This is a genomic window from Mycobacterium hubeiense, from assembly GCF_002838065.1.
In the GTDB taxonomy this organism is placed as follows: Bacteria; Actinomycetota; Actinomycetes; order Mycobacteriales; family Mycobacteriaceae; genus Mycobacterium; species Mycobacterium hubeiense.
In genome coordinates this window covers 19,387-31,928 of record NZ_PIZU01000023.1, presented here as the reverse complement: position 1 = coordinate 31,928, position 12,542 = coordinate 19,387, and the positions used below count along the sequence as shown (strand labels likewise).

14 protein-coding genes are annotated in these 12,542 nt (G+C 66.0%); 9 read left to right on the top strand and 5 right to left on the bottom strand.

What is annotated here, in order from left to right; genetic code table 11:
* Nucleotides 1-121: 121 nt before the first annotated feature.
* Nucleotides 122-859 carry a glucose 1-dehydrogenase gene (locus CWS39_RS17820; RefSeq protein ID WP_102144262.1) on the bottom strand — a complete coding sequence of 246 codons (738 nt, stop codon included), beginning with the start codon at nucleotides 857-859 and terminating at the stop codon, nucleotides 122-124.
* Nucleotides 860-932: 73 nt separating this feature from the next.
* Here CWS39_RS17820 and CWS39_RS17815 point away from each other — a divergent pair, with 73 nt between their 5' ends.
* A complete protein-coding gene (locus CWS39_RS17815) occupies nucleotides 933-2,012 on the top strand; it encodes an NAD(P)H-dependent amine dehydrogenase family protein (protein ID WP_102144261.1) in 1,080 nt (359 codons plus the stop codon).
* Here the strand turns inward: CWS39_RS17815 and CWS39_RS17810 are convergent.
* Nucleotides 1,978-2,709, bottom strand: a complete 732-nt coding sequence (locus tag CWS39_RS17810; protein WP_102144260.1) for an HAD family hydrolase — start codon at nucleotides 2,707-2,709, stop codon at nucleotides 1,978-1,980. The genes CWS39_RS17815 and CWS39_RS17810 overlap by 35 nt on opposite strands.
* A gap of 157 nt (nucleotides 2,710-2,866) precedes the next feature.
* Between CWS39_RS17810 and CWS39_RS17805 the strand changes: the two genes are divergently transcribed.
* The 3 genes from CWS39_RS17805 to CWS39_RS17795 all read left to right on the top strand — a co-directional run bounded on the left by CWS39_RS17805 (nucleotide 2,867) and on the right by CWS39_RS17795 (nucleotide 6,880).
* Nucleotides 2,867-3,997, top strand: coding sequence for a nitronate monooxygenase (locus tag CWS39_RS17805; RefSeq protein WP_102144259.1), 1,131 nt, complete (start codon nucleotides 2,867-2,869; stop codon nucleotides 3,995-3,997).
* A gap of 70 nt (nucleotides 3,998-4,067) precedes the next feature.
* Nucleotides 4,068-4,646, top strand: coding sequence for a TetR/AcrR family transcriptional regulator (locus CWS39_RS17800; protein ID WP_102144258.1), 579 nt, complete (start codon nucleotides 4,068-4,070; stop codon nucleotides 4,644-4,646).
* A gap of 5 nt (nucleotides 4,647-4,651) precedes the next feature.
* Nucleotides 4,652-6,880, top strand: coding sequence for a molybdopterin-dependent oxidoreductase (locus CWS39_RS17795; protein ID WP_102144257.1), 2,229 nt, complete (start codon nucleotides 4,652-4,654; stop codon nucleotides 6,878-6,880).
* 6 nt (nucleotides 6,881-6,886) lie between these two features.
* Here the strand turns inward: CWS39_RS17795 and CWS39_RS28645 are convergent, their stop codons facing one another.
* Nucleotides 6,887-7,327, bottom strand: coding sequence for a hypothetical protein (locus CWS39_RS28645; protein WP_142386866.1), 441 nt, complete (start codon nucleotides 7,325-7,327; stop codon nucleotides 6,887-6,889).
* Nucleotides 7,328-7,539: 212 nt separating this feature from the next.
* On the opposite strand from CWS39_RS28645, the gene CWS39_RS17785 reads away from it, so the two are divergent.
* Nucleotides 7,540-8,781, top strand: coding sequence for a cytochrome P450 (locus CWS39_RS17785; RefSeq protein WP_102144256.1), 1,242 nt, complete (start codon nucleotides 7,540-7,542; stop codon nucleotides 8,779-8,781).
* On the opposite strand, the gene CWS39_RS17780 is transcribed toward CWS39_RS17785, so the two are convergent.
* Complete coding sequence (locus tag CWS39_RS17780; RefSeq protein ID WP_102144255.1) at nucleotides 8,756-9,058, bottom strand: hypothetical protein; 303 nt, start codon at nucleotides 9,056-9,058, stop codon at nucleotides 8,756-8,758. The two genes, CWS39_RS17785 and CWS39_RS17780, sit on opposite strands and share 26 nt — an antisense overlap.
* A 142-nt stretch (nucleotides 9,059-9,200) precedes the next feature.
* Here CWS39_RS17780 and CWS39_RS17775 point away from each other — a divergent pair, with 142 nt between their 5' ends.
* The 4 genes from CWS39_RS17775 to CWS39_RS17760 are packed head-to-tail and all read left to right on the top strand — an operon-like array spanning nucleotide 9,201 to nucleotide 11,841.
* Nucleotides 9,201-9,935 carry a helix-turn-helix transcriptional regulator gene (locus CWS39_RS17775; RefSeq protein ID WP_102144302.1) on the top strand — a complete coding sequence of 245 codons (735 nt, stop codon included), beginning with the start codon at nucleotides 9,201-9,203 and terminating at the stop codon, nucleotides 9,933-9,935.
* A gap of 41 nt (nucleotides 9,936-9,976) precedes the next feature.
* On the top strand, nucleotides 9,977-10,396 hold the full coding sequence (locus CWS39_RS17770; RefSeq protein ID WP_102144254.1) for a lipoprotein LpqH: 420 nt from the start codon (nucleotides 9,977-9,979) through the stop codon (nucleotides 10,394-10,396).
* 51 nt (nucleotides 10,397-10,447) lie between these two features.
* Nucleotides 10,448-11,170 carry a FadR/GntR family transcriptional regulator gene (locus CWS39_RS17765; RefSeq protein ID WP_102144253.1) on the top strand — a complete coding sequence of 241 codons (723 nt, stop codon included), beginning with the start codon at nucleotides 10,448-10,450 and terminating at the stop codon, nucleotides 11,168-11,170.
* Entirely contained in the window at nucleotides 11,167-11,841 is a 675-nt protein-coding gene (locus CWS39_RS17760) for a sterol desaturase family protein (protein WP_102144252.1), read from the top strand. The genes CWS39_RS17765 and CWS39_RS17760 overlap by 4 nt, the downstream gene beginning before the upstream one ends.
* On the opposite strand, the gene CWS39_RS17755 is transcribed toward CWS39_RS17760, so the two are convergent.
* Nucleotides 11,825-12,538: a L,D-transpeptidase gene (locus CWS39_RS17755; protein WP_102144251.1), complete on the bottom strand. Its 714-nt coding sequence runs from the start codon at nucleotides 12,536-12,538 to the stop codon at nucleotides 11,825-11,827. The two genes, CWS39_RS17760 and CWS39_RS17755, sit on opposite strands and share 17 nt — an antisense overlap.
* Between the last annotated feature and the right edge of the window lie 4 nt (nucleotides 12,539-12,542).

Sequence of the window (12,542 nt, the reverse complement as noted above, 5' to 3'; positions counted from 1 at the left end):
CGATCGTCGCGGGCGGCGGACCCGGCCGGGCCCGCTCCGGAAAGTCGGCCGCGCACAGCGATACCAGCAGCAGCAGCAGCGCGAGGAGGATTCTCCCGATCGAGTGGCCGATACGCCCAGCCTAGAGCTTGTGCGGCACGTCCGTCACCAGACCGCCGTCCATGACGAACTCCGCCCCGGTCGCATACGACGACTCGTCGCTGGCGAGGAAGACCACGAACGTCGACACCTCGTCGGACTGGCCGGGCCGCCCGAGCGGAATGGCAAGCATGTCGTCGGGGAAGTGCTCGGTCATCGGGGTACGGATGAAGCCGGGATGGATCGAGTTCACTCGGATGTTCTTGGCCCCCAGTTCCAATGCCGCCGACTTGGTCAGCCCGCGAACCGCCCATTTGGAGGCCACGTACGGGTGCACCATCGCGGCGCCGCGCAGCCCCTCGATGGACGACACGTTGATGATCGACCCGCCGCCCGCGGCTTTCATCGCGCCGACGGCAGCCTGCATGCCGAGGAATGTGCCGGTGAGGTTGACGTCGATGACCTTCTGCCACTGGGCCATGTCGAATTTGCCGATCTTGCCCAGCGCCACGATGCCCGCGTTGTTGACCAAGACGTTGAGGAGGCCGAACTCTTCGGTGGCCACAGCGACCGCGGCGTCCCACTGATCGGCCTGCGTGACGTCGAGGTGCGCGTAGCGGGCGGCGGCGCCGAGTTCGTCGGCCAGCGCCTTGCCTTCCTCGTCGAGGATGTCCCCGATCACGACTTTGGCACCCTCGGCCACGAGCATGCGGGCGTGAGCTGCGCCCATGCCCCGCGCACCGCCGCTGATGAGTGCCACTTTTCCGTCTACGCGTCCCATGACGGGTCAGGCTACCGTAGGATCCGCGCAAAATTAGAACCTGTTCCAGTACCGCTTGTGGTAGGAGACATCCATGCCCATCCGCGTCGCCCACATCGGCACCGGCAATGTCGGTCGACTCGCGCTGACCGGACTGCTCACCAATCCCGCGTACGAGCTCACGCACGTGTGGGTGTCATCGCAGGCGAAGGTTGGAAAGGACGCCGGAGAGCTTGCCGGACTTGATGTTTCGACGGGAATCACGGCCACCAATGATCTGGACGCGCTGATCGCGGCTAAACCCGACTGCGCCGTCTACTGCGCGATGGGCGACACCCGCGGGCCGGATGCGATCGCCGATGTGGTGCGGCTGTTGGCGGCCGGCATCAACGTCGTCGGCTCGGCCCCGGTGGTGTTGCAGTTCCCCTGGAAGCTGATGCCCGGCAAATACATCGCCGGCATCGAGGAGGCGGCGAAAGCCGGCAACGCGAGCCTGTTCATCACCGGAGTCGACCCCGGCTTCGCCAACGACCTCATCCCATTCGCGCTCGCGGGCACCTGCCAGAGCATCGAGCAGGTGAAGTGTATGGAGATCGCCGATTACGCGACCTACGACGGCGCGACCGTCATGTTCGACGTCATGGGGTTCGGCAAGCCGCTCGACGACCTGCCCATCCTGTTCCAGCCGGGCGTGCTGAGCATCGCCTGGGGCACCTCGATCCGTCAGCTCGCCGCCGGCCTGGCCATCGAAATCGACGACATCACAGAGAGTTTCGAACAGGAGCCGGCACCGGAGGCGTTCGACATCGCGGCGGGACACGTGCCGAAGGGCAGCGTGGCGGCGCTGAAGTTCGAGATCCGCGGGATGGTCGAGGGCCGGCCGGTCATCGTCATCGAACACGTCACCCGGCTGCGCGAGGACCTGCGCCCGGACTGGGCGCAGCCGGCACAGCCCGGCGGTTCGTATCGGGTCGAAATCGTCGGTGAGCCGTCCTATGCCGTGGACATCTGCCCGAGCAGCCGCAAGGGCGACCACAACCATGCCGCGATCGTCGCGGCGGCAGGACGCATCGTGAACTCCATTCCCGCGGTGGTGGCGGCGCCTGCAGGCATCAGGACAACCCTGGACATGCCGCTTGTCACCGGGAAAGGCCTCTACGCCGGGAGCCGTTGAGGCGCAGTATCGGCCATCCGTGTTGGGTGGCCACGGCGGCCAGCCCGGCGCGTGGGTTCACCGGCCGAGGATGGCCGACCAGGCGCATCAGCGCGGTGTCTTCGTCGCCGTCGGCGTAGAAGTAACTCTGTTGCAGCTCAACGTCGTTGGCCGCGCAGAACTGTTCCACCGCGGAGGCCTTCTGTGCGCCCCACAGCACCGGCGCGACGATGCCTCCCGTCAGTGTGCCGTGCTCGTCGACCTCGAAGTGGTTGCACAGCACATGGTCGATGCCGAGAAAGCGGGCGACGGGTTCGGCGTGGATCGTCAACGCCGACGAACTCATCACCACGGTGTGCCCGCGGTCCTGATGGGCACGGACGATCTCACGCATGTGCGGGTAGACGCGGGCGGCCACGTGGCGGACGAACAACTGCTCACCGAGTTCGTCGAGTTCGTCGATCGATTCGCCGCGCAGGTACCCGGCGGCCCGCACCACGAGGCGCTCGAACTGCATGCGGCCCAGGCGGTATCGCAGCGACGCTTCGATCACGCCGAGCACTTCGCCCAGGCTGGCTTGGCGCCGCCGGATGCGATGGCCCGCATGCGCGACGGCGGTGAACCCGTCGACCAGCGTGCCGTCCAGATCGAAGAACGCGCCGACGTGCGGGCCCTGCGGGCTCGCGACGATCTCGTCGACCGAACTTCTCGACCCCATGCCGCGCTACCCCCGATTCCCAGACCGTTACCGAGTGTGCCGCACCGTGGCAAAACCGCAAGCGCGGAGCGTGACGGACAGGGACTATCCCGGCGCGCCGGGATCTGGTACTAAACTAGAACACGTTTCAATTTGTCGACCCCGCCAAGGAGCAGGCATGCATACCCCTATCTGCGACGACCTGGGGATCGAATATCCCATCTTCGCCTTCACCCACTGCCGCGACGTGGTCGTCGCCGTCAGCAAGGCCGGCGGCTTCGGCGTGCTGGGCGCGGTCGGCTTCACTCCCGAGCAGCTCGAGATCGAATTGAAGTGGATCGACGAGAACATCGGCGACCATCCCTACGGCGTCGACATCGTCATCCCGAACAAGTACGAGGGCATGAACTCCGACATGTCCGCCGAAGAGCTCACCAAGACCCTGCAGTCGATGGTGCCGCAGGAGCACCTCGACTTCGCCCGCAAGATTCTCGCCGACCACGGCGTGCCCGTCGAGCACAGCGACGAGGACGCGCTGCAGTTGCTCGGCTGGACCGAGGCGACCGCCACTCCGCAAGTCGAAGTGGCGTTGCAGCATCCGAAGGTCACCATGATCGCCAACGCGCTCGGTACCCCGCCGGCGGAGATGATCACCCACATCCACGACGCCGGCCGCAAGGTCGCCGCGCTGTGCGGCTCGCCGTCCCAGGCCCGTAAGCACGCCGACGCGGGTGTGGACATCATCATCGCCCAGGGCGGCGAGGCCGGCGGCCACTGTGGCGAGGTCGGCTCGATCGTGCTGTGGCCGCAGGTCATCAAGGAGGTCGCGCCGGTGCCCGTGCTGGCGGCGGGCGGCATCGCCAGCGGTGAGCAGATCGCCGCGGCATTGGCGCTTGGTGCGCAGGGTGCGTGGACCGGTTCGCAGTGGCTGATGGTCGAAGAGGCCGAACACACGCCGGTGCAGCAGGCGGCCTACGCCAAGGCGACGAGCCGCGACACTGTGCGGAGCCGGTCATTCACCGGTAAGCCCGCGCGCATGCTGCGCAATGACTGGACCGAGGCGTGGGAGCAACCCGAGAACCCCAAGCCGCTTGGAATGCCGCTGCAGTACATGGTGTCGGGCATGGCGGTCGCGGCCACCCACAAGTACCCGAACGAGAGCGTGGACGTCGCGTTCAACCCCGTCGGCCAGGTGGTGGGCCAGCTGAACAAGGTCGAGAAGTCCGCCGCGGTCATCGAGCGCTGGGTGAACGAATACCTCGAGGCGACCGGTCGGCTCGACGCGATCAATGAGGCCGCCGGCGCGTAACTGATTCCGCTTGATGCGGTTCTGCGCCGGCCTCTGGCCTCTGTCGATTATGTAGGTTAGCATACATAAGGTGGCCAGCCCTCGAGAACGCATGGTGGTATCGGCTGCTCTGCTGATCCGGGAACGCGGCGCACATCCGACCGCGATCGCCGACGTGCTCGAACACAGCGGCGCCCCCCGCGGATCGGCCTACCACTACTTCCCCGGCGGAAGAACTCAACTGCTATGTGAGGCAATCGATTTCGCCGCCGATTACATCGCGGCCCAGATCGCCAAGGCCCCAACAGGCCTGGATGCCCTCGACACCTTGGTGCGGAATTACCGCGAGCAGCTCCTCGAGACCGATTACCGCGCCGGATGCCCGGTCGTGGCGGTCACAGTGGAGGCGGGTGACCCCGACAAGCCCGACGCGTCGGTGCCGGTGATCGAGCGGGCGGCGGCGGCCTTTGCACGCTGGACCGATCGGATCGCGCAGCGCATGGTGGCCGACGGCATCGAAGCGTCCCGCGCCGAGGAGCTCGCGATGCTGATGACCACCGCGCTCGAAGGCGCCATCGTCGTCGCACGTGCCTCGCGCGACGTCAAACCGTTGGACCTGGTGCACCGCCAGCTGCGGGCACTGTTGCAGTCCGAGAAATCCAAGGAGTGACGGCAATGAGCGAATGGCAGCCCACGGCGTGCATCTTGTGCGAATGCAATTGCGGCATCGTCGTACAACTCGAGGGCCGTCGGCTCGCCCGCATCCGCGGTGACAAGAACCATCCGGCATCGCGCGGTTACACCTGCAACAAGGCGTTGCGGCTGGACCACTACCAGAACAACAGCAGCCGGCTGCCCACGCCGATGCGGCGACGCCCGGACGGCAGCTACGAGGCCGTCGACTGGGACACCGCCATCAGCGAGATCGCCGAGGGATTTCAGCACATCGCCCAGACCTACGGTGGCGACAAGATCTTCTACTACGGCGGTGGCGGTCAGGGGAATCACCTCGGCGGCGCCTACTCGGGCGCATTCCTCAAAGCCATCGGCTCGCGCTACCGGTCCAACGCACTGGCCCAAGAGAAGACCGGCGAGGCGTGGGTGGACGCCCACCTCTACGGCGGCCACACCAGAGGCGAGTTCGAGCACGCCGAGGTGTCGGTGTTCATTGGCAAGAACCCGTGGATGTCACAAAGCTTTCCGCGAGCCCGGGTGGTGCTCAACGACATCGCCAAGGATCCGAAACGGTCGATGATCGTGATCGACCCGGTGATCACCGACACGGCGAAGATGGCCGATTTCCATCTGCGGGTCAGGCCCGGCACCGACGCGTGGTGCCTGGCGGCGATGGCCGCCGTTCTGGCCCAGGAGAACCTGTGCGACGAGGCGTTTCTGGCCGAGCACGTCAACGGCGTCGACCCGGTGCGAGAAGCATTGCGCAACATACCGATAGCCGACTACGCGCAGCACTGCGGCGTCGACGAGGAACTGCTGCGCGCAGCCGTGCGGCGCATCGCCGCCGCCGACAGCGTCGCGGTGTTCGAGGACCTGGGAATTCAGCAGGCGCCCAACAGCACGTTGTGCTCCTACCTGAACAAGCTGCTATGGATCCTCACCGGCAACTTCGCCAAACGCGGCAGCCAGCACCTGCATTCGTGGATGTCTCCGCTGATGCGGGCATCCGGAGTGGGGCGCACGCCAGTGACGGGCGCGCCGATCATCGGTGGTCTGATCCCGGGTAACGTTGTGCCGCAAGAGATTTTGACTGACCATCCCGACCGGTTCCGCGCGATGATCGTCGAGAGCAGCAACCCGGCCCACTCGCTGGCCGATTCGGATGCCTGCCGCAGAGCCTTTCAATCGCTGGAGTTGTTGGTGGTGATCGACGTCGCGATGACCGAGACGGCGCGACTGGCCCACTACGTGCTGCCCGCGGCCACCCAATTCGAGAAGGCGGAGGCGACGTTCTTCAATTTGGAGTTCCCGCACAACACCTTTCAGTTGCGCCATCCGCTGCTCGAGCCGCTACCCGGCACGCTGCCCGAACCCGAGATTTGGGCGCGGCTGGTCCGCGCCCTCGGGGTGGTGGATGAGGCCGATCTGCAACCGCTGCGGGCGGCGGCGCGGCAGGGTCTACCGGCCTACACCGAGGCGTTTTTCGCTGCCGTGAGCGCCAATCCGGCCTTGTCCCGGGTGCTGCCGTACGTGCTTTACGAGACGCTGGGCCCGACGCTGCCCGAGGGGCTGGCGGGCGCGGCCGCGCTGTGGGGGCTTGCCCAGAAAACGGCGGCGACCTACCCCGACGCCGTCCGCCGCGCCGGGCACGCCGACGGCAATGCGCTCTTCGAGGCGATTCTGCAGAACCGCTCCGGTGTGACGTTCACGGTGCACGAATACGAAGAGGACTTCGATCTGATCAGCCATCCCGACCACAAGATCGCCCTCGATATGCCCGAGATGCTCGCTGAGATAAGCAACCTGGGCGATAACCGGACCACGCTGACCACCCCGCAGTTTCCGATCGTGCTCTCGGCCGGCGAGCGCCGCGCCTATACCGCCAACGACATCTTCCGGGACCCGACGTGGCGCAAACGAGACGTCGAGGGCGCGTTGCGGGTCAGCGTGGAGGACGCGCAGGCGCTCGGTCTGGTCAATGGTGGCCGCGCCCGCATCACCACCGCTCGCGGGAGCGCCGAGGCGACCGTCGAGATCAGTGAAGCCATGTTGCCCGGTCATGCGTCGTTGCCCAACGGTTATGGCCTCGACTTCACCGACGTCGCAGGGCGCGAGCACATTTCGGGCGTGGCGCCCAATGCGCTCACCTCAACGGAGTGGCGCGATCCTTACGCCGGAACGCCGTGGCACAAACACGTTCCCGCCCGCCTGGAACCCGTCGCGGGGTAATCGTCACTACGGGGCCGGCGGCGGTGGGGGTGCTGGCTGTGCTGGCTGTGCTGGTGGTTGTGGGCCCGCCGGCACCCCGGGCGGGGGCGCCGCGTTCGGATCGAGCGGGCGCTGTGTGAGCAGCAGCAGCGCGTCGGCGCCGCTGATTTCCTGCGTCTGATAGGCGTGCCACAGATCCCGCAGATAGGACAGTCCGCGGCTTTCCGCCGGTTCCGTCGGCGTATCGGAGGTGCCCGGCGGAAGGTTCTCGGGACTCGGCAAGTGCGGCACGCCCTCGAGTGGCGGCGCCGGTGGACCCGGCGGTGACTGCGCCGCGTGGTGGGTGATGTCCGGGGGCGGTGGCGAGGGCACAACCGGGTCTGCGGCTGCCGTCGGTGCAGAGATGGTCAGCGCTGTCAGCGCCGCGATCGTGATCGCACACTTCTTCGTCGGTTCGCCGCTTTTCACCGTCTCCCCCTTTCGTGCCCCGTTATGCGGTGCTTCTCCACGGCTCACTGAATTGTTACACCTGCGTCCGCTGTGGCGCACGGGATCCGCCGTCCGGACCCGTGGAACACGTTTCACTTCCGAGTTTTCACAACCCGCGGCGACACGCCCGATCTGTGGTGTAGCAATGGCTTACGAGCACTAGACGACGTCGTTTGATGAGGAGCTCATCCATGCCGACCCCGAATCTTCCACCCGGATTCGATTTCACCGACCCCGACATCTACGCCGAGCGGCTGCCGGTCGAGGAGTTGGCTGAATTGCGCAAGGTGGCGCCGATCTGGTGGAACGAGCAGCCCAAGGGCGTGGGCGGTTTCGACGACGGCGGCTACTGGGTGGTGACCAAGCACAAGGATGTCAAGGAGATATCGCTGCGCAGCGATGTCTTCTCCAGCCTGAAGAAGACCGCACTGCCCCGCTACAAGGACGGCACCGTCGAAGAGCAGATCGAGCGCGGCAAGTTCGTTCTGCTCAACCAGGACGCTCCCCATCACACCCATCTGCGCAAGATCGTCTCGCGGGCGTTCACGCCACGCGCGGTCGAGCGGCTACGCGATGAGCTCAACCAGCGCGCGCAGGCCATCGCCAAGACCGCCGCGGCGGCGGGCTCGGGCGACTTCGTCGAGCAGGTGTCGTGCGAGCTGCCGCTGCAGGCGATCGCCGGACTGATGGGCGTGCCCCAGGAAGACCGGATGAAGCTGTTTCACTGGTCCAATCAGATGGTCGGCGACATGGATCCCGAGTTCGCCGACAATGACGCGATCTCCGCGTCCATGGAACTGATCATGTACGGGATGAAACTGGCCGCGGAACGGGCCGACACCCCCGGCGAGGACCTCGTCACCAAACTGGTCCAGGCCGACGTCGAAGGGCACAAGCTCTCCGACGACGAACTCGGTTTCTTCGTCATCCTGCTGGCCGTGGCGGGCAACGAGACCACCCGCAACTCGATCACTCAGGGCATGATGGCGTTCACCGAATTCCCCGACCAGTGGGAGCTGTTCAAAAGGCAACGCCCGGCCACTGCCGCCGACGAGATCGTCCGCTGGGCCACCCCGGTCACCTCGTTCCAGCGCACCGCCCTCGAGGACTACGAACTATCGGGCGTGACGATCAAGAAGGGCCAGCGGGTGGTGATGTTCTACCGCTCCGCCAACTTCGACGAGGACGTGTTCGACGATCCGTACACCTTCAACATTTTGCGGGATCCCAACCCGCACGTGGGATTTGGCGGAACCGGTGCGCACTACTGCATCGGCGCGAACCTGGCGCGGATGACGATCGATCTGATGTTCAACGCGATCGCCGACCACATGCCCGACCTGACCCCGATCGGCAAGCCCGAGCGGCTGCGGTCGGGGTGGCTCAACGGCATCAAACACTGGCAGGTCAGTTACGCCGCGGATAGTCGATGATCGAACGCCAATAGTCCTCGGGGATCTCGACATTCGATCGCAGCACCATCGCCAACCCGGTGGCCATCGCGATCCCGAGCAGGCCCAGCCACAACCCCGCCAGCGCGATGATCACCCAGAGCACCGCTGTGACCGTTGGCCACGGCGACACGATGGCGAGGGCAGGCGCGAAGAAGAATCCGGCGCCGACGTACCACGCCGAACCCGCCCGGTCGGAGGCCAACACGAAGCGGAGCCACCGCGGGATCGTGCCGTCGGCAACCCGTGCGTCTGCCATGTCGTGCTCCTTGCCTTGACATCCTCAACAGTGCCGTCCGCAGGTAAGCGGTGCAATTACCTCGGACGTAGTGGTGGCGTGGCCGTCGGCGGGTGACACTGAGGCGGTGACGACCACACGGGCACCGTCCTTCGGCTCCCTGATGCGCGAGTGGCGGCAACGGCGTCGCCTCAGCCAACTCGACCTGGCCCTACAGGCCGACGTGTCGCCGCGGCACGTCAGCTTCATCGAGACCGGCCGGTCGGTGCCGAGCCGCACGATGGTGCTGCGCCTCGCCGAGGCCCTCGACGTGCCACTACGTGAACAGAACCAGCTGCTGATGGCCGCCGGTCTGGCCCCGGTATATGCCGAGCGGTCCCTCGATGATCCAGACATGGCCGCGGTGCGCGACGGTGTCGAGCGGGTTCTGGCCGCCTACAACCCATTTCCGTGCGTCGCCGTGGACCGTGGTTGGCAGATCGTTCGCGCCAACGAGGGCGCCGGTGTACTGCTCGACGGGGTGGCGCCGCATTTGCTCGAACGTCCCAACGCGCTGCAAATCGCCCTACACCCCGACGGTCTGGCACCACGCATCAAGAACCTCGCGGAGTGGCGGCATCACCTGATCAGCCGGCTGCGGCGCGAGGTGGCGGTCAGCGGTTCTGCCGACCTGTCCGAGCTGCTTGCGGAGATCGAGTCCTACCCAGGCGGTTTCGAGGAGATTCGAGACCTGGGCGGCGTCGTCGTCCCACTGGAGTTGTACTCCCGGCAGGGACGTCTGCTGACGTTCTTGAGCACGGTGACGACATTCGGCACCGCGCTCGATCTCACCGCCGCAGAGCTGAGCATCGAGGCCTTTTTGCCCGCCGACGACGAGACTGCCGCCGCACTCCGCTAAAGCGCCCTCGCGCCGAGTTTGGCCGGGCCACAATGAGCGGCATGGACGGCAGACTCATGGCGGCGACTGCGGCACTGATGCTCGGCCTTGCGGGGTGCTCGACACCGCCCCCGGCGCTGGGCGCCAGCACGGCGGAGGTGACCATCGACGGCAGGGATACCGGCGGACCGCACACGGTGCAGTGCACCCAAGTGCGGTGGAACTGGATCATCGAAACCCCGGACGACTCGGAGAGCGGCTTTACCGCGTCGGTGAACACCGGGCAGGAGGTGACGCCGGCCTCCGTCACCTTCCGGGATCTGGGCGGATTCAGTGGCACGTTCTGGGATGCCAAGCCCGCGGAGGCCGAGGGTCAGGTGGACGACGGCAACTTCGTCATCTCCGGTACCGCCGCCGGGGCGTTCACCGACAAGCCGCTCGAGCGCGTCACCGTGCCGTTCAAGATCGAGGCCAACTGCTGATCACTGGTCTGACCACTTGACCTCTAGCCGGCGCGCTGGCAGGCTGGGCGCATGGCGCTGCAACCCGTGAATCGTCGATCGGTGCCCGAGGACGTCTTCGAGCAGATCGTCGCCGAGGTGCTCAGCGGTGAGATGGCCCCCGGAGAAACACTGCCCAGCGAGCGCCGGCTCGCTGAGGTGCTCGGCGTGTCCCGGCCCGCGGTCCGCGAGGCGCTCAAGCGGCTGACCGAAGCCGGCCTCGTCGAGATTCGCCAGGGCGACGCCACCACCGTGCGTGACTTCCGCCGCCACGCCGGACTGGACCTGCTCCCCCGCCTGCTGTTCCGCGGCGGCGAGATCGACGTGTCCGTCATTCGCAGCATCCTCGAAACCCGACTGCACAACGGGCCCAAGATCGCCGAGCTGGCCGCCGAGCGCCGACCGGCCGAGCTGGCCGACCAACTCGACGAGGCGGTGCGCAAACTCGCCGCCGAGGACGATCCGATCGAACAGCAACGGCTGGCGATGGCCTTTTGGGATCTGGTTGTCGACGGCGCAGATTCGATCGCGTTTCGTTTGATGTACAACACGCTGCGCGCGACGTACGAGCCCGCGCTGCCCGCGTTGGCCACCATGATGGCCGAAGAGGTGGGCCGTCCCGAGGCCTACCGCAAACTCGCCGAAGCCATCCGCCACGGCGATCCCGCGGGTGCGAGGCAAGCCGCGCAAGACCTTCTCGAGCCAGCGACCGTCGCGCTGCTTGCGGCGATCAGCACACTGGAGGACCAACGATGACCACCGCAACCGAAAAACGTGGAACTCGTCGAGGCGTCACGCTGTTCGACGCCTTCCGTGAGTTCTGGAAGCACCCGTCGCCGTGGATGATTGGCGCGGTTCTCATCGCCGCGCTGACCGCACGAATCCTCGTCGGCGATTGGCAGCTCACCGACGCCGTGGTGCCGGTGGTGATGCTCGCAGTGTTCCCGTTCTTCGAATGGCTGGTGCACGTGTTCATTTTGCATTGGCGCCCACGGCGTATAGGCCGCTTCAAGATTGACTCGTTGCTGGCCCGAGACCATCGCCGCCATCACGTCGACCCGCGCAACATTCCGCTGATCTTCATTCCGACCAAGGAGTTGTTCTGGATACTGCCGGGGGCCGTTGCCATTGCGCTGCTGGCGTTTCCGCGGCTCGGCATGGGGCTGACCTACCTGGTGTTCATCATGATGCTCGCGCTCGGCTACGAGTGGTGCCACTATCTGATCCACACCGACTACAAGCCGAAAACCGCTGTGTACCGCGCGGTCTGGCGCAACCATCGGCTGCACCACTACCGCAACGAGCACTTCTGGTTCACCGTGACCAGTTCGGGCACCGCCGACCGGGTATTGGGGACTTACCCGGATCCGGCCACCGTTGTCACCTCACCGACGGCGAAGAATCTGCACGCTACGCCTGCACGATGACCGGGTCACCGATGCGGACGGTGTCGAAATACCACGCGGCGTTGTCCGGGCTGAGGTTGATGCAACCGTGGCTGACGTTCGCGTAACCCTGTGAGCCCACCGACCACGGCGCGGAGTGCACGTACACACCGCCCCAGGTGATTCGGACCGCATCATTGACGGTGAGCTTGTAACCCTCCGGATCCTCCAGCGGGATGCCGATGGTCCGCGAATCCATGATGACGACGGACTCTTTTCCAAGGACGCTGAATCTGCCTTGCGGAGTCGGGAACTTGGCCTTGCCCATCGAGGCAGGCATCTCCCGCGCCACCTCGCCGTCGATGCTGACCGTGAAGGTGTGGGCGTTGATATCGGCGACGCTGACGACCGATGATGCGGTCTCGAAGCTGGTCGACATATCGCCGACGGAAACCTTGATTTGGGAGTGCGCCGGCCAGAAGCCGTCCGGATTCCATTGCACGGTGCGGCTGTTGAGCCAGGTGAATCGTCCGCTCGGTGCTTTCGTCGACTCGAAGGTGATCGACTGCTCGACGGCCGCCCGGTTGCTCACCGGCTTCGCGAACGTGACCTCCACGGGATGCGCGACACCCACCACGTCACCGGCCGGCTCGACCGCAGTGACCACCGGCGGCTCGATGACCGCCGCGGTGGCCGGATTGACCGAACCTGTCATGGCGATCGTCGCAATGCCCGTCATAACG